The organism is Actinobaculum sp. 313, assembly GCF_003073475.1.
Taxonomy (GTDB): Bacteria; Actinomycetota; Actinomycetes; order Actinomycetales; family Actinomycetaceae; genus Asp313.
In genome coordinates, this window is record NZ_CP029033.1 from 1,271,645 (window position 1) to 1,288,432 (window position 16,788).

General features: G+C 61.4%; 17 protein-coding genes. 11 read left to right on the top strand and 6 right to left on the bottom strand.

What is annotated here, in order from left to right:
- Positions 1-64: 64 nt before the first annotated feature.
- The 4 genes from rpsT to DDD63_RS05485 all read right to left on the bottom strand — a co-directional run bounded on the left by rpsT (position 65) and on the right by DDD63_RS05485 (position 2,405).
- Positions 65-331: a 30S ribosomal protein S20 gene (gene rpsT, locus DDD63_RS05470; RefSeq protein WP_108715517.1), complete on the bottom strand. Its 267-nt coding sequence runs from the start codon at positions 329-331 to the stop codon at positions 65-67.
- A 155-nt stretch (positions 332-486) separates the two neighbouring features.
- A complete protein-coding gene (locus tag DDD63_RS05475) occupies positions 487-1,101 on the bottom strand; it encodes a type II toxin-antitoxin system PemK/MazF family toxin (protein ID WP_205647342.1) in 615 nt (204 codons plus the stop codon).
- 31 nt (positions 1,102-1,132) lie between these two features.
- Positions 1,133-1,660, bottom strand: a complete 528-nt coding sequence (locus DDD63_RS05480) for a PH domain-containing protein (RefSeq protein ID WP_108716666.1) — start codon at positions 1,658-1,660, stop codon at positions 1,133-1,135.
- Positions 1,661-1,721: 61 nt separating this feature from the next.
- The gene (locus tag DDD63_RS05485; RefSeq protein ID WP_108715519.1) at positions 1,722-2,405 is read right to left on the bottom strand and encodes a hypothetical protein; all 684 of its coding nucleotides are present in this window, start codon (positions 2,403-2,405) and stop codon (positions 1,722-1,724) included.
- A 238-nt stretch (positions 2,406-2,643) separates the two neighbouring features.
- Between DDD63_RS05485 and lepA the strand changes: the two genes are divergently transcribed.
- From lepA to hemW, 3 genes are read left to right on the top strand one after another with little or no spacing between them, the layout of a single operon-like run.
- On the top strand, positions 2,644-4,503 hold the full coding sequence (gene lepA, locus DDD63_RS05490) for a translation elongation factor 4 (protein WP_108715520.1): 1,860 nt from the start codon (positions 2,644-2,646) through the stop codon (positions 4,501-4,503).
- On the top strand, positions 4,500-5,546 hold the full coding sequence (locus DDD63_RS05495) for a tRNA (guanosine(46)-N(7))-methyltransferase TrmB (RefSeq protein WP_240611441.1): 1,047 nt from the start codon (positions 4,500-4,502) through the stop codon (positions 5,544-5,546). The genes lepA and DDD63_RS05495 overlap by 4 nt, the downstream gene beginning before the upstream one ends.
- The gene (hemW, locus tag DDD63_RS05500; RefSeq protein ID WP_108715521.1) at positions 5,546-6,811 is read left to right on the top strand and encodes a radical SAM family heme chaperone HemW; all 1,266 of its coding nucleotides are present in this window, start codon (positions 5,546-5,548) and stop codon (positions 6,809-6,811) included. Before DDD63_RS05495 ends, hemW begins: the two co-directional genes overlap by 1 nt.
- A gap of 166 nt (positions 6,812-6,977) precedes the next feature.
- On the opposite strand, the gene DDD63_RS05505 is transcribed toward hemW, so the two are convergent.
- Entirely contained in the window at positions 6,978-8,123 is a 1,146-nt protein-coding gene (locus DDD63_RS05505) for a hypothetical protein (RefSeq protein ID WP_108715522.1), read from the bottom strand.
- 211 nt (positions 8,124-8,334) lie between these two features.
- Positions 8,335-9,231 carry a DUF3097 family protein gene (locus DDD63_RS05510; protein ID WP_108715523.1) on the bottom strand — a complete coding sequence of 299 codons (897 nt, stop codon included), beginning with the start codon at positions 9,229-9,231 and terminating at the stop codon, positions 8,335-8,337.
- A 261-nt stretch (positions 9,232-9,492) separates the two neighbouring features.
- Between DDD63_RS05510 and hrcA the strand changes: the two genes are divergently transcribed.
- From hrcA to DDD63_RS12820, 8 genes are all read left to right on the top strand, one after another.
- Positions 9,493-10,509 carry a heat-inducible transcriptional repressor HrcA gene (gene hrcA / locus DDD63_RS05515; RefSeq protein WP_108715524.1) on the top strand — a complete coding sequence of 339 codons (1,017 nt, stop codon included), beginning with the start codon at positions 9,493-9,495 and terminating at the stop codon, positions 10,507-10,509.
- Between the two features lie 22 nt (positions 10,510-10,531).
- Complete coding sequence (gene dnaJ / locus DDD63_RS05520; protein ID WP_108715525.1) at positions 10,532-11,650, top strand: molecular chaperone DnaJ; 1,119 nt, start codon at positions 10,532-10,534, stop codon at positions 11,648-11,650.
- Positions 11,647-12,546 (top strand): 16S rRNA (uracil(1498)-N(3))-methyltransferase, encoded by a 900-nt coding sequence (locus DDD63_RS05525; protein WP_108715526.1) that lies wholly within the window; start codon positions 11,647-11,649, stop codon positions 12,544-12,546. Before dnaJ ends, DDD63_RS05525 begins: the two co-directional genes overlap by 4 nt.
- Before the next feature lie 286 nt (positions 12,547-12,832).
- On the top strand, positions 12,833-13,807 hold the full coding sequence (locus DDD63_RS05530; RefSeq protein ID WP_240611469.1) for a PhoH family protein: 975 nt from the start codon (positions 12,833-12,835) through the stop codon (positions 13,805-13,807).
- A complete protein-coding gene (ybeY, locus tag DDD63_RS05535) occupies positions 13,804-14,310 on the top strand; it encodes an rRNA maturation RNase YbeY (RefSeq protein ID WP_108715528.1) in 507 nt (168 codons plus the stop codon). The genes DDD63_RS05530 and ybeY overlap by 4 nt, the downstream gene beginning before the upstream one ends.
- Before the next feature lie 4 nt (positions 14,311-14,314).
- Positions 14,315-15,571, top strand: a complete 1,257-nt coding sequence (locus tag DDD63_RS05540) for a hemolysin family protein (protein WP_108715529.1) — start codon at positions 14,315-14,317, stop codon at positions 15,569-15,571.
- Positions 15,568-16,500 carry a GTPase Era gene (era, locus tag DDD63_RS05545; protein WP_108715530.1) on the top strand — a complete coding sequence of 311 codons (933 nt, stop codon included), beginning with the start codon at positions 15,568-15,570 and terminating at the stop codon, positions 16,498-16,500. Before DDD63_RS05540 ends, era begins: the two co-directional genes overlap by 4 nt.
- Positions 16,500-16,766, top strand: coding sequence for a hypothetical protein (locus DDD63_RS12820; RefSeq protein WP_240611442.1), 267 nt, complete (start codon positions 16,500-16,502; stop codon positions 16,764-16,766). Before era ends, DDD63_RS12820 begins: the two co-directional genes overlap by 1 nt.
- Positions 16,767-16,788 lie beyond the last annotated feature (22 nt).

A 16,788-nucleotide genomic window follows, 5' to 3' on the forward strand; every position in this document is an offset into this window, starting at 1 on the left:
TCTCCGCGTCCAACCAAGCCCTGCGCGGCATGGCAAGGCGTGGCGGCGGTAGATGACGTGTGCGTCAGGCGCTTATGCTGTTGACCCGACGCGCAAGCTTCGACTTGCGATTCGCGGCCTGATTCTTGTGAATGACTCCTTTGGACACGGCCTTGTCGAGCTTCCGGGCGGCGGCACGATAAGCGGCCTGAGCGGTTTCAACATCTCCCGCTTCGACAGCCTCACGTGTTTTACGCACGTAGGTCTTCAGCTCCGACTTAACGGCCTGATTGCGCAGGCGCCTCTTCTCATTCGTGAGAATGCGCTTCTTTTGCGACTTGATATTTGCCACTTGCTACTCTTTCAATCCAATCGCCGACAGCGATATGTACATGGTCGGTGAGGGATACGCCGTCGGCGGACTGGAGCGTGGGGTGCTCGTGGAAAGCCTACGACTGGACCACCACCCGACCAGGTGTGAAGTCCAAGGAGAAACTTTACCAGAACTTAAGCGTGCAGCTTCCGTAAAGCGGCGACGACTTGTGTGAAGCGCGCTTCATCAAGCCGGGCTCCTTCCCGTCGCATCTGCCCGGGATCAACGCACAGCACACGGTCGATACGTGCCTCTGAGGCACGGCCCTTGGAATCCCACGCTCCAGAACCAATATCGACCCAGTAGCGCCCCGCACTCGCCTCCTGAGCGGCGTCGCGGTCGTGATCCTTGCTGGTGAGCTGGGCGAAGACGATCCGTCCCGCAACGACGGCGAGTACAAGAACCGGTCGGTCCTTGCCCTGCGTACAGTCCTCCTGGTAGGGCACCCACGTCCAGACAACCTCGCCGGGATCCGGCCGATTATTCGCATGAGGAGCGTATGTGAAGGTGGGCAGCCCGAGCGCGTCGACGTCGTACTCCATCGGAATCTGACCGGGACCGGGCAGGTCCTGTACTCGTCGTACTACCGGTGTGGGGGTGGCGGTTTCGGCTCCAGCTCTTGGGCGAACCAAAACCCGGCCTGTCGGCCCCTCCGAGTTGTTGGAAGAGGACGGGCGCGCATTGCGGGTGCTGGATGCGCTACGCGCGAGACGTGTGAGAAGTGCGGCTACGCCGTCTAGAACTCCCATGCTATGACCGTCTTTCGGTGAACTGTCGCATCTAGTAGTCCGACTCCGCATCCCGGGTGCGGCCGTTGCCGACGCCATCGGCGGGTGAGTCGAACAGCAACTCGGTGAGCTGCACGTGCAACGCCTCAACCTTCGGAACGTCTCGCAACTGCAGCGGATCGGAAGCGGAGGACTGCAGGATGAGCGTGCCGCAACCGAAGAAGCGATCAATCATGTCATGTTCGTAGGCAACATTGGAGATACGGCTTAGCGGCAGATCGTGACCGGTCTTGGTGAAAACACCCTTGCGGGTGATAAGCCGCCGATTCGTCACCGTGTACGTGCTCGTCATCCAGTTCATCCACGGCCAGACGAAGACGATGATGAGAAGAACCACAGCAACTGCGGCAATGGCGATTGTGGCCCAATGCGGCAAGCTATCCGGTAGCGTGAGCGCCAGGACGGCGACGACGATGATGAGCACGGCGGCGACGATATTGGGGAAGAGTCGCTTGACGTGTTCGCGGGTCTGAAGAATGACGTGCTCGTCCTGACCGAGCAGTTTCCGAGAAAGAGCCATAGCGCCATCGTGCCACAAGTCGGGCGGCGAGGGCGCCATTACTCATGTGCCGATTGCCTCGTTACAGAAGCGCGAAGGCTGCGAGTATCAGCAGGAAGAATCCAAGCGGAAGGCCAATGACCGCTACCAGTCCCGATACGAGTGTGATACGCAGGTCGTCCTTGAGGTACGGTGCGTTCACAAGCCCGCCGGCAGCCGCGACGGCGGAGCGCTGCGCCGCTTCCACCCGAGGCAGCCAGGTATCGCGTAGATCTTGCGCCTCCAGCATTGCGTCGTGGCGAAGTTGTCGCTGCTGCGCAGCGTCTGCGGTGTCCACATGTGAATATGTTCTCCCCTCCGATGTATCGGTGGGGCGGGAACTTGTAAAGGTTGTTCCGTCCTGATTGAGGATAACGCCGTGACTTTCGGCGGGGTTATGGCCCTGGTAGGTTTCCGAATAGTCGAGACGCACCTGGCCCGTGTCACCGACCATCGTGCGCATTCGGTCCATGACCCACTTGTCCACGGCCTTCTCGAGGCGGCGGCGTCGCCACGCAAACAATGCGGTAGCGACGCCGAAGAGAAGGCCGCCGATCAGAACTATGTAACCGAGAAAACTGCCGCTGCGACGGACGAGAGCGCCGCCGCTGATAAGCAGCAGCAGTTGTAGCACCAGGCCGATGCGTGCAACAGCCTGGCCGGGTAGACGTGTTAACTGTTCAATAACGGGGACGATGTCTTTAAGACTTCCGAAAAGACCGAACATAACTACAGCATGGCACAGGTCTAGGCCCGAAGCGGTGCTGTTTTGCCAAGGGCACAGCGGTCGGTGAAAAGAGCATGCGACGCAAGGATGTTGGGGCTACGACGGCTCTCCAGCGTGGCGCAATGGTGGCGCAACCGTCGTACTGCGGCAGTGGTTCGGATGGAGTTGCCGGGTGCCGCGGATCGCCCCCTTGACGTAACCCCCTACAATAGACGGAGTCCATCTGAGAAGGAGTACTGTGCCCGCCTCGACTAGCGCAGAGTTGAACGATATCCGGCCGGCAGCCACGCCGCCGGAGTTGATCCGTAACTTCTGCATCATTGCGCATATCGATCATGGCAAATCCACACTGGCCGACCGCATGTTGCAACTCACCGGCATCGTGGATGAGAGGCTGATGCGCGACCAGTACCTGGATCGCATGGATATTGAACGTGAGCGTGGCATCACCATCAAATCGCAGGCGGTGCGGCTGCCGTGGACCGTGGACGGGCAGGCGCACGTGCTGAATATGATTGACACGCCCGGGCATGTGGACTTCTCCTATGAGGTGAACCGTTCACTGGCGGCGTGTGAGGGAGCGATTCTGCTGGTGGACGCCACTCAGGGCATCGAAGCGCAGACCCTGGCGAACCTGTACATGGCCTTGGACAATGACCTGGCCATTATCCCGGTACTCAACAAAATCGACCTACCGTCGGCGCAGCCCGAGAAATACAAGGAAGAGCTGGTATCTCTACTCGGCGTCGATGCCGAGCAGTGCCTGGCCGTTTCGGGAAAGACCGGGGAGGGTGTGGAAGAGCTTCTTGACAGGATCGTCGCGGAGGTTCCCGCACCGGCCGGTGAGATAACCGGCAGTGCACGCGCCATGATTTTCGACTCCGTGTACGACACATACCGCGGAGTCATCACCTATGTGCGCGTGAAAGATGGGCAGTTATCGCCCCGTGAGCGAATCCAGATGATGTCGACGGCGGCGGTGCACGAACTCCTCGAAATCGGTGTGATCTCCCCGGAGCCGACACCCTCGGAAGGACTGGCGGCCGGTGAGGTCGGCTACCTGATCACCGGCGTGAAAGACGTCCGGCAATCGCGGGTTGGCGACACGGTGACCGGCGCCTCGGACCCCGCGACGCAACCCTTGGACGGTTATCAGGATCCCAAGCCGATGGTGTTCTCCGGCATCTACCCGATTGACGGCTCCGACTATCCGGACCTTCGTGACGCGCTGGATAAGCTCAAGCTCAACGATTCGGCGCTGTCATACGAGCCGGAGAACTCGGTGGCGCTCGGTTTCGGATTTCGATGTGGTTTTCTCGGCATGCTTCATCTGGAGATCATTCGCGAGCGCATCGAGCGTGAGTTCGGCATTGACATCATCGCCACTGCTCCCTCGGTGGTATACCGGGTTGTCACTGAAGCAGGCGGGGAGGTCACAGTGACCAACCCGTCTGAATTCCCAGAGGGAAAGGTCTCGCATATCTACGAACCTTCGGTACGCGCAACGATCTTGAGCCCGAGCGACTACACGGGGACCCTGATGGAATTGTGTCAACAGCGGCGCGGAAGACTGTTGGGAATGGAATATCTCTCGTCCGACCGCTTGGAGTTGCGCTATCGCCTGCCGCTGGCAGAGATTGTCACCGATTTCTTCGATCAGCTGAAGAGCCGCACGAAGGGCTACGCATCACTGGACTACGACGTCGACGAGGAGCAGGAGGCGGATCTGGTCAAGGTCGATATCCTGCTCAACCACGAAACAGTGGACGCCTTCTCGGCAATCGTGCACCGGGATAAGGCCTACTCCTACGGCGTGGAGATGACCAAAAAGCTCAAGAGTCTTATTCCGCGCCAGCAATTCGAGATCCCGGTACAAGCGGCGATCGGAAGCCGCATTATTGCCCGGGAAACGATCAAGGCGGTTCGCAAGGATGTGCTTGCCAAGTGTTATGGCGGCGACATCACGCGCAAACGAAAATTGCTTGAAAGACAAAAAGAGGGCAAGAAGCGGATGAAGTCGATCGGGAGGGTCGATGTGCCGCAAGAAGCATTCGTGGCAGCGCTGACCTCCGATGCGCCGACAGGAAAGCAACGATGAGCGGCAAAGAAACCGAGCCAAAGTTATTCGGTGCGACGGGTTCGGATAAGGAACAACCGTGCGGCGATGGGCATGCAACGCCCGATGGTACTGCTTCCTCTTCCATGCTGTGGGTGCCCGGTGCGGCGACTGCCGTGGAGCGGACACAGAACGATAACACGCGAGACAAACCGGCAGCGGCAAAGCCGCATATGCCCGGGCAGCAGCCAACACGAATCCGCTCCTTTTCACGCCGGGGCGGACGAATGGCCCGACCCTTCGCGCAAATTGTCGAGCGCCATGCCAGTGAATACCTGCTCGACCTGCCGCGCGGCGCCACGCCGACGACGATCAAAACGCATGCGCGCTGTGACCTGAACGAGGTTTTTGGGCGGCAGGCTCTCTTGGCCGTCGAGATCGGACCTGGCTCGGGGGAACACATGGTTGCTTTCGCCGGTGCGCATCCGGATTGGAACGTGCTTGCAATCGAAGCGTGGCATCCGGGCGTTGCGCGATGCATGGCGCGTGCGGTGAAGGAAGACGTGCACAATATTCGCCTCCTGGAGGCCGACGCAGCTCAGGCGCTCCCGGTGCTTTTCGGCCTGCGGGCCGCGGCATACGATGATCCGCGTGAGAGCACAGTTCCGCGTGGTGTTGACGCGGCGCATCCGAACGCGGGCAATCCGCGGGCACAGGAAGTGTGGACCTTTTTCCCCGACCCGTGGCGTAAGGCTCGCCACCACAAACGACGCCTGGTGGCCGAACCGTTCGCGGCGGTTGTCGCCGATGCCTTGGTACCGGGGGGATTCTGGCGGCTCGCGACCGACTGGGACGATTACGCCTGGCAGATGCGAGATACCGTTGAGTCGGAGCGGCTTCTGCGAAACGTTCACGCCGGTGAGCGCCCCGACCCGGCAGATCCGCAGCCCGCGCGCGGCGGATTTGCCCCGCGCTGGCAGGAACGCCCGCTGACCCGTTTTGAAAGGCGGGGGCAGGAAGCCGGCCGTCATGTTCATGACCTCGTGGCGCAGCGGGTGAGCAATTCGAGGCAGGCGGGTGTCTAGTGCCCTCCCTGCCGGAAGGCGAAGCTGCGCCGCTCGATGGTCGCCTGCCACAGCCGGATGTCAGCGGGGGATTCTCCGCATACGTCCATATTCCCTTTTGTGCGGTGCGGTGCGGGTATTGCGATTTCAACACCTACAGCAATCTTCACCTGGGTCCGGGCGCGCAGCCGGAAGACTTTCCCGCCAGTCTGCGCGGAGAAATCGACCTGAGTCGCCGCGTGCTTGAGTGGCAGGCGAACAGCGCACAGGCGGGTCAACGCGGCGGTCCCTCAGCGGTGGGTGGGGCCACGGCGCTACGCTCGCGTGGCGATGGGCTGCTGCGCACCGTGTTCTTCGGTGGTGGCACTCCAACGCTTCTAGACGCTCAGGCGCTCGTAGATGTGCTCGACATGTTGCGCGAAAACTTCGGCCTCGTGTGCGGAGCAGAGGTTACCACCGAAGCCAACCCCGAATCGGTGACCAGAGACTCCATACGACGACTCGCCGACGGCGGCTTCACCCGGATCTCCTTCGGTATGCAGTCTGCCGTTCCCCACGTGCTGCGCACGCTGGATCGGTGGCACACACCCGGCCAGGTCGGTAAGGCCGTCACGTGGGCGCAGGAGGCTGGTTTAGATGTCTCCGTCGATCTGATTTATGGCACGCCGGGGGAGACGGAAGCCGATTGGCGCGCCTCGCTGGCCGCGGCCGTTGCGATGGGTCCCAGCCACATCAGCGCCTACGCGCTCACCGTGGAGCCCGATACCCGAATGGGTGGACGCATCCGGCGCGGTGAAATCGCAGCGCCCGACCCGGATCGGCAGGCAGCGTTCTATGAAATAGCCGACCATGAACTGGCGGCAGCCCACTATGGCTGGTACGAGATCTCGAACTGGGCGCAGCCCGGTCATGCTTCACGGCATAATCTGGCCTACTGGACCGGTGGGAACTGGTGGGGATACGGACCGGGTGCGCATTCCTTCATCGGCGGGACGCGTTTCTGGAACGTCAAACACCCGCTGGCCTATGCGCAGCGCGTCGCGGCGGGGCAGAGTCCCTCGGCGGCCCGGGAAACGCTCACAGAGCGGGAACAGCGTGAGGAAGCGATCATGTTGGGCATTCGCCTGGCGGAAGGAATCGCCGTGCCGCAGGGGACCGAATCTGCGGTGGTGGCGGGCCTGATCGCCGACGGGTTGGTTGATCCAAGATCGGCTTTGCGTGGTAGGTTGCGCCTGACACTGCGTGGGCGCCTGTTGGCGGACACCGTGACCCGCGCACTGTGGTGAGCTTGGTGTTCCGCGTGTGTCATGTTCCCTACGGGGCGCATCTGGTTACTGGCGTCGTGTTGAGTGGGACACTGGGGCGCGTTGGCACAAAGTGCTGAGCGGCGTTGCGACGCGAACAGTGTGGGACAAGTCTCTGCGCAGTGATGTCAATCCTTGGGAGTGGTTGTCACGCCGGATCGGTGGCGGCGCAACGCTGCGAACGGCGCGCCAAATAGGCCTCTCGCCGCTCAAAAATGGCCGAGAATTCCTGCCCAGCCTCATCTAGGAACTGGCTCCGCCCCGCTGAACTGGTCAGGGCGCTAATTGAGTAGTTGAGGCCGGCCAGTAGCGCCACCATGGCACTTGTACGTAGGAGGGTGCTAGTGATGACGAAGGGGTCATTTCCAATGACGAAGACGTACACGATACGGGGATCGAGTTGCCAGGTGTCATAGAGGTCAGTACCGATAACCGCTGTACCGAAGGCGACGTAGACGAGATAGGTGGCCAGGGTGAGAATCACGACCTGCAGGGCTTGCCGCAGGGCCAGAAGCGAGAGAAGGTTGGCATGTTGTGCCCGGGAAAGAGAGTCACCACCGGGAATGCTCTGTTCAAGGAGACGGGCGAGGCGCGGCGTGCCGAGCACCAGCACCAGTACGGCGAAACCGCCGATTACACATGCGAGGAGTATAAAGCGGCGGGTGGTCAGTTGCTCGTTGAGCTGCCAGACCTCCTGGTTGATGAAAATGATGATGGTGAAGAGGAAGACGGCGGACATCTGCCGGATAACTGCCGTCATTTGGACAAGAAGATCGCGAAGGACACGGCCCAGGGCGCCGAGCAGGCTGGGGATAAGACCCCAGCCAATTACGCCAACCACGCCGAAGCAGACCACCGTGTTGAACACCAGATGTCGCAGCGCGTGAGCAGGGCCGTCATCGGCAACGAGCTTGACCAGCGATGGAATAAGGATGAAAACGGCCGCAGACCACCAGCCGACGCGACGCGGCAGGGCGAAAGGACGGCGCCCCCGACGCATATTGGACAGAACCCAGGTAAGTGCTACCAGTAGTGCCGTGCCACAGGCGATGGCCGAAGCGGCTAACGGGGTCCATGAAGTGAGAATGCCTTTGGCAATCTGGACAATGAAAATAACGGTCAGGGTGGGCAGTGCCCGTGTGAGAACATCTTCCGTGGCGGAATAGTCCTCGATGAGGAGCGGGAGACCCTGCCGTCTGAAGTAACGCTCGTCGTCGGCAAGCGAAGGATCCTCGTTCTTGTGGCTGGCGGCGTTCTTGTGGCTGGCGGCGTTCTTGTGGCTGGCGGCGCTCATTATGCTCCCTGGCGATTCATTCCTATCGGAATATGATGGCAGAAATCTTTCCCGCAATCACGGCGGGCCGACGAGGCCGCTGCGGGCCACTGCGGATTATCGGCGTCGAGTGTGCCAGCACTCACGATATCCGTGCAATGGGACTACGGAGCCGTCGCGAATAACTGGTCCCCTCCTGCCACACGGCGCCATGAGCCACACCGCGCGTCGCCTACACGGTGCCGACCGCCGTGACGAAGTCGATGAGCTCCTCCATACGTGCCAGCAGTCCGGGTTCCAGATCCTTGTAGGAGCGCACCGAGGCGAGGATGCGTGCCCAGCCCCGCCCGATATCCTCCTGCGATGCATGCGGCCACCCGAGGCGGCGCAGCGTTCCCCGCTTGATATCCTCACTGCGGGGCACATCTGGCCAACGCTCAATACCGACGGCCCGTGGAGTCACTGCCTGCCACACGTCCACATAGGGATGTCCGAGCACCAGAACTCCCGGCAGGTAGGCTACCCGTTGCGCAATTCGATACTCCTTCGTACCGGGCAGAAAGTGGTCGACGAGTGCGCCCGCCCGCCGCTGCTCGCTGGGGGAGAAGTCGGCCACAACCTCTTCCAGGTGGTCCACCCCTGCCAGTTCTTCGACGACGACGCCCTCTAAGGCCAAATCTTCGCCCCAGACTTTTGCCACTAGTTCGGCGTCGTGCTTACCCTCCACCCAAATCCTGGATTCGCGTGCCATTCGGGCCCGGGCTACGACGTGTAGGGAACCGGAGGCAGTCAGCGTATGCCCGGCGACCCGGCGCCTCCCGTCGGGCTGCGTGGCGGTGGGAGGTGGAACCAGTTCGACGGGGAAACCATCGATCCAATACCCCCGCCCCATGGGAAATGACCGGCGTTGCCCGTGCCTGTCCTCCAGCTCGAACCTCCACGCGCCGGCAACCCTGCCCACGCTCACGATCTCACCCACGAAACCGCTTTGCACGTCCTCAATGACCAGCCCGAGCTCGGAGACGGTACGCCGCGATGCGGGATGCTGAGCGAACTTGCCGTAGCGATGCGGATCGTGTGTGAGAACGTCGGCGCCGTAACGGTCCAGCGGGCGTCTCCTGCCGCCCATTTGTGTACCGTCGGCACGGCTTGTTCGCGTTTGTGTACTGGAGGCATGGCTTGCACGCGGTACAGCGGTGCCGTTGGCACTACCGCCTTGATCAGAAGGGATGGGTCGACGGCGGCCGACGGGATGGCTGTTTCGCCCGAAGCGATGATCATGGTCAGAACTCACTCCCACAGGGTAGGCGCCGGAAGCATCCGGGCGTAGAATTGGCACTCAGGCGCGTCGAGTGCTACCGTGCCGAGATTCCCGGCGGGAGGAGGCCACATGGGGAACGAAGAACGCCGCACGAAGGTTTTGGAGGCCATTGTGCGCGATTACGTTTCTACGCGGGAGCCGGTCGGGTCGCGAACCCTTGTGGACCGGCATCATCTCGGAGTGTCACCGGCGACGATCCGCAACGACATGGCCGCCTTGGAGGAGGCCGGCCTTCTGCAGCAACCTCACACCTCGGCAGGCCGGATTCCTACCGATCAGGGGTATCGGGCATTTGTCGATTCTCTTGACGCCATCAAGCCTCTCTCGGTGCCGGAGCGCCGTGCCATTGAGAAGCTGCTGGACGGTGCCGTCGACCTGGATGATGTTGTTTTCCGGGCGGTCCGGTTGCTGGCGCAGATCACCCATCAAGTCGCTCTGGTACAGTACCCGTCTCTTCACCGTATCGCGCTACGTCACATCGAGCTGATTCCCGCCGGGCAACGGCACGCCCTTCTCGTGATCATCACCGACGCCGGTCGTGTTGAGCAGCGCACACTTGGATTCGAAAGCGTTGTGACGGCGGAAGAACTCGAAGAACTTGCGGCGGCGCTCAACAGCGTATGCGCGGGAAAGCAGCTCTCCGAACTGGCGGAGGCCGCCGACACGGTTATTGAGGGTCGCCCACAACACATGCAGGACATCGCGGCGATTCTCGTCGCAGTGGTCAGGCAGGCCCTGAGCGCGGAAGGTGAGGAACGTGTAGCGCTGGCCGGAACCGCGAATCTGTCGCGCCATGCGGTGGACTTCGCCCGCTCCATCGAGCCGGTCTTGGAAACGCTCGAGGAACAGGTTATTCTGATGCGGTTGCTTACCACGATGCAGGACGGTGTGTCCGTGTCCATCGGCAAAGAGAACTTCCACGAGGGCCTCGCCGAGGCCTCCGTGGTTTCCTCCACCTATGATGTCGATGACCGATCCGTGGCTCGGGTGGGCGTCGTCGGACCTACCCGCATGGACTATCCGGGCACGATGGCTGCGGTGTATGCCGTGGCGCGCTATCTTTCTGAGATACTCTCAGCCAAGTAGAAAGAACACAAGAAGAGAAACTGTGGCAGATTATTACGACACCCTGGGTGTACCGCGTAATGCAACCCAAGACGAGATCAAGAAGGCTTACCGGAAGCTCGCGCGCCAGTTGCATCCCGACGTCGCGGGCCCGGACAAGGCGGAGGAATTCAAAGCCGTCAACGAAGCCTACGACGTGCTCTCGGACGAGGAGCAGCGTCGCCTCTATGACATCGGTGGTGAGAGTGCGCTGCATGGTGGAGCCGGTGCGGGTGGAGGATTCGGCGCCTTCCAAGATATTTTCGACACCTTTTTCGGTGGCATGGGTGCTTCGCGCGGCCCAGCGCCGCGAGGACGCCGCGGGCAGGACGCTCTCGTCATGCTGGAACTGGAACTCGAAGAGGTCGTCTTCGGAGCACAGAAGGATATCGTGCATACGTTACTGGCGGAGTGCCCGGTGTGCCACGGCAGTTGCACTGCGCCGGGTACATCACCGGTGACGTGCAACGATTGTGGTGGCACGGGTGTGGTGCAGCGAGTGACGAATTCCTTCCTCGGGCAGATGGTTTCGCAGTCGCCCTGTCCAACGTGCCGCGGCCACGGCACTGTAATCACCACGCCATGCCAGGAATGCGCGGGTGAGGGCCGAGTTCGTGCCACGAAAACAATCCCGATTCAGGTGCCTGCAGGTGTGGAGGACGGCATGCGTCTGCGTCTGGAGGGCCAGGGCGACGCCGGAGCGGAAGGCGGGCCGACCGGTGATCTCTTCGCCGAGATACGGGTAAAACAGCACCCTGTGTTCCAGCGTGAGGGCGATGACCTGCTGTGTGAGCTCCAGGTGGCAATGACCACGGCGGCACTTGGCGCAACCGTCAGTATCGACACACTTGACGGAATGCGTGACATCGATATTCCGGTTGGTGCGCAGTCCGGGCACACCATCACGTTGAACGGACTCGGGGTCGGCCGTCTCCACCGCAGCGGACGCGGCAACCTGAAGGTCTCACTGGCAGTTGTCACACCGAACAAGTTGGATGACGCACAACGTGACCTGTTGGAACGGCTTGCGCAGTTGCGCGGTGAAGAACAGCCGAGCGCGCGATTTGTGCAACAGGGTTCCTCGTTGTTCTCCAAGTTGCGGGATCGATTCGCCGGCCGATGACTGCTCCCGTGTATATCCGTGAGGAGCTTGCGGCCTTGCAGCCCGGTGACAGGATCTGTTTGGACGGCGAAGAGGGCAGACATGCCGCGACCGTTCGGCGCACCCGCAGCGCAGAACGGCTTGACCTCGTTGACGGGCGAGGGACGCGTGCGCGGTGCGTCGTCGTTGCTGTATCGAAACAGCTGCAGCTAGAGGTGGAGGAGGTGGCGGCCGAACCGGCCCCGGCGCCCGAGATCACGCTTGTACAAGCGCTTGCCAAAGGCGGCCGTGACGAGCAGGCCGTCGAGACATGTACCGAATATGGGGTGGCTCATGTCGTTCCGTGGTATGCCGAGCGTTGCATCGCCTCATGGCGTGGCAAGGAGGCGAAAGGAAGGGAGCGATGGCAGGCAACTGCTCGCGCTGCGATGAAACAGTCGCGGCGCTCGTGGCTCCCCGATGTTGCTCCAGTCCATACGACGGCGCAACTCACGGCCCAAGTAGAGAACGCCGTGGCCAGAGGTGCCTTGGTGCTCACATGCCACGAAGAGGCATCGGATTCCGCCACGGCCGTGTTACGGCGGTGGGCTGCGTCCACTGGCCGCAGTGCCCGGCATCCCCACCCGGCGGATGCAGGAGGTGACGCCGCGGAAACCTGCGGGCGCGGGCAGGCAGAGGCATCGGCTGCGGCATACCGCTGCTTGCGGAACGAAGCCGCTTGCGGCGCAGACGGGGACGGTGCCGTGTGGTTCCTTGTCGGTCCGGAGGGTGGACTTACGGCCCCCGAAGTAAGCGCCCTGCAGAGCGCGGGTGCGCAGACAGTTCTGCTTTCCGGCAGCGTGCTTAGATCGGCAAGCGCGGGCGCTTACGCCATCGCACTGCTGCACGGAGTGTTGGCGGAATATGACAGCCGCTGAGCTGACGAGGTGGCCGTGGCGCAGAAGAGAGCTCGAGTAACGGTGTGGAGGAGGACTGAGGTGGGCGCGAAGCAATTCGGGACCGGTGACTCCACGCGGGCCAGGGAATTTACGCATGTACAATTCACGGCGCGTAGACTAGGGAAAACGTTCGCATAAATGAGAGACAATGAGACAAGACTCTTCAGATTCGCCCGTGGTGAATGAACAGCTTGAGCGAGAGGCCGGCCATCAGGGTGCCCGGGATGATGCGGAGCGTGTCATCCTCGTTCCACAACACGTACCGATGATTGACCTGCTGGGGCACCGCGACGAAGTTCTGCGCGTTCTCGAACGAGGCATCGCCCCGGCAACAATCCATGTGCGCGACCATCAGATCACGCTGGCCGGGCCGCCCGCCGCCGTAACGCTGGCAGAGACGCTGGTGGGGGAGTTGATCGACGTCGCTGGCGACGGAGAGCATCTGACTGCGGATGCGGTGGAACGTGCGGTTGCCATAGCACGTGCGGGCATTGCCAAACCAACCGAGCTGCTCACCACGGATGTGCTCTCCGCCCGCGGGCATACGATTCGCCCAAAGACATTGGGGCAGAAGGCATACGTCGATGCCATCGATGAGAACGCGATCACCTTCGGTATCGGACCGGCGGGAACAGGTAAGACGTATTTGGCAATGGCGAAGGCCGTGGTGGCGCTGCAGAGTCACGCCGTCTCCCGGATTATTCTTACTCGGCCAGCAGTGGAGGCGGGAGAGTCACTCGGTTTCCTGCCCGGATCGTTGTCGGAGAAGATCAACCCATACTTGCGTCCGCTCTATGACGCCATGTACGAGATGCTCGACCCGGACACGATTCCCAAGCTGATGGCAGCCGGAACCATCGAGGTCGCACCACTTGCCTACATGCGTGGACGGACTTTGAATGATTCTTTCATCGTTCTGGACGAGGCGCAGAACACCACCCCGGAGCAAATGAAGATGTTCCTCACGCGGTTGGGATTCGGCTCGAAAATGGTGGTCACCGGCGATATAACTCAGGTGGACCTGCCAGGTCGCACAACATCGGGGCTTGTGCTGGTCCGGCGTATCCTGCGCGATGTGCCGGGTATCCGATTTGTCGAACTCGGTTCGGCAGACGTCGTCCGGCACCGGTTGGTCGCGGAGATTATTGATGCTTATGCGAGATGGGATGAGTCCAATCGTGAGCGTTCCACGTGGCGATCACGGCACGTCTCCGCACCGGATTTCGAGGAGTACGAATGAGCATTGAGGTCAACGACGAATCTGGATTCACGCCGGCGCCGGGACTGGAGGAGATCACGCGGCTTGCGGTCTATGTGCTCGACCAGATGCGGGTTCATCCCCAGGCAGAACTCAATGTACTTCTGGTAGATGAGGCCGCCATGGAACGCCTGCACATTGAGTGGATGGACCTGGAAGGGCCAACGGATGTGTTGTCCTTCCCCATGGATGAACTGCGCCCCGCACCGGTTAACGAGGAGCCGCGTGAGGGTGTGCTCGGGGATATCGTGGTGTGCCCACAGGTGGCCGCCAGGCAGGCGCTGGCTGTCGGCCATTCCACGGCGGAGGAGATCCTGCTACTTGTGACGCATGGCATTTTGCATTTGCTCGGTTATGACCACGCGGATGATGCATCAAAACAAGAGATGTTCGAGCTGCAACGGCTGCTGCTTTTGACATTCTTGGCGCAGCGGCGCGGCCCCGGCGACCCGCCGGTCAAAGCTCCCGAGCCCACGGAGAATTGAGCGCATGGCGGAAGTGCTATTAGGCGCCGTTGCGCTGCTCAGTGCCTGCGGTGCGGGTGTCTGTACGGCAGTCACGACGGCGCTGGGCCGAGTCACTCGAGCGGAAATCTCCGAGTCGCAGTCGTTGGGGCAGGCGGGGGTGCGCATTATGTACGCTGTGACTCACCGGGCAGCGGCCACAGCGGGGTTAGCGGCGGTGCGCTTCATTCTGACATGCGCATACGCCTTATGCGTGACACTCCTCGTCTTGGAGTTCGTTACGCCTACATGGGAGGCAATTGCGATTGTCCTCGCCACCACTGTGCTGGTCTCCCTCCTCCTTGCTCTCATATCGCCGATTGCTCGCGGGGCGCGCGAACCGTTGCGCGTTGTCAGGATGTTCTCCTTAGGAACAGCGCTTATCACCGCCATATTCTCGGTACTCGTTCGGGAGCGTGAGCCCACGCCGGAAGAGTCGGAGCAGTTGCACGAGGATCAACTGGCACGCATGGTGGACCGGGTCTCGGAGTCAGAGGCGCTCGATGACGAGGATCGGGAGTTGCTGCAATCGGTTTTCGATCTCGGAACCACCCTGGTGCGGGAAGTGATGGTGCCACGCACTGACATGGTGACGATCCATGCCGATCAGCCATTGGATAAGGTGATCTCACTTTTCACACGTTCCGGATATTCACGTGTTCCGGTGGTGGGTGAGAACGTCGACGACGTGCGCGGTGTGGTCTATCTGAAAGACGTGATGCGCCGAATTCATCATCGCAACGACATTGATGATCTCGTTGTCGCCGACGTCATGCGACAGCCGGTGTTCGTTCCCGAGACGAAGGTCGTGGACGAGCTCATGAGGGAAATGCAGGCCGACCAGGTGCATATCGCACTCGTCGTTGACGAGTATGGCGGAATTGCGGGACTCGTTACCATTGAGGACCTCGTGGAGGAGTTGGTCGGCGAAATCGCCGATGAACATGACCAGGCGGAGCCGGAGGTCGAGGATCTCGGCGACGGCGTCTACCGCGTGCCGGCGCGTCTTCCAATTGACGAGCTGGGTGATCTATTCGGGGTTAGCCTGGAAGACGACGACGTCGATACGGCGGGCGGGTTATTGGCAAAGAGTATCGGGCGCGTGCCCATTGCCGGTGCCGAGACGAACATCGGTGATGTTCATTTGGCTGCTGAGCGCTTCGTGGGACGGCGTCGCAGACTGGCAACTATTATTGCAACGCGTATCGTTGCCGAGCAGCCGGATGCGGAAGGGAAAGCATGAGTGAACTCATCACTGACTGGCCGGAGGATTTCCGCGCCGGTTTCGCCTGTATTGTCGGTCGGCCCAATGCCGGAAAGTCAACGTTGACCAACGCCCTCGTCGGCCAGAAAGTTGCCATCACATCTGCCCGACCAGAGACGACGCGTCGGGTTATACGCGCCGTCGTCAACGACTCGTCCGGTCAGGTGGTCCTCGTCGATACGCCCGGACTGCACCGGCCACGCACTCTGCTTGGAGAACGACTCAATGACATGGTTCGGGAGTCATTAGCGGACGTGGAGGTGGTTGTGCTCTGCCTTCCTGCCAACGAGCAGATTGGACCGGGAGATCGATTTTTGCTCGACCTCGTACGGCAAACCCGCGCGAGCATCGTTGCCGCCGTAACGAAAAGCGACCTGGCGGGGCCCGAGGCACTGGCGGAGCATCTGCTAGCAGTCGATGAGATGGCCGACTTTGATGAGATCGTACCTGTAAGTGCCGTCAGTGGTGAGCAGGTAAATGTTCTGCGCGAACTCCTCATTATGCGCATGCCCCTATCGCCTCCGCTGTATCCGCTCGATGCGGTCACCGACGAATCGGAGGAGACGCTTATCGCCGAGCTGATCCGAGAAGCAGCTTTGGAAGAGTTGCGGGACGAGCTGCCACACTCATTGGCGGTCACCATTGAGGAGATGCAGGAGGAGTCGGCCGCACCCGGCGCGCCGGACCAGCGGCCATTGGTGCGCATTCACGCAAACCTACACGTAGAGCGCGATTCTCAGAAGGGAATTGTCATTGGGAGGCGCGGCGCCCGCTTGGCACAGATAGGACGGGATGCCCGCTCCGGCATCGAACGTTTACTCGGCACGCGCGTCTACCTTGCAACGCACGTCAAAGTGACTAAAGATTGGCAACGTGACCCGAAGAAATTGGGACGGCTGGGCTTTTAATGGCTGAGGGCAGGCGCAATTCCTCCGAAGAGGCGGAAAGCAGCCGCGCCACGGTCCCCGATTCGACGTCGGTACAAGTAAGGGAAACGGTAGAGAAGTCGATTGGTCCTACCGAAGCGGTACAGCGTAGCCTCTCGACCGCACCATCTGGAACGAGCGTGCCCCCGATGAGCCTGGGCACTCCGATGACCTCGTACCATCGGGCGGGGTCACTGGCCGACGACGCGGCTTCGTGCGCCGGTTCTCCAACCGGCATCCTCGCCTGACGAGCTGGGCACTGTTCGTATT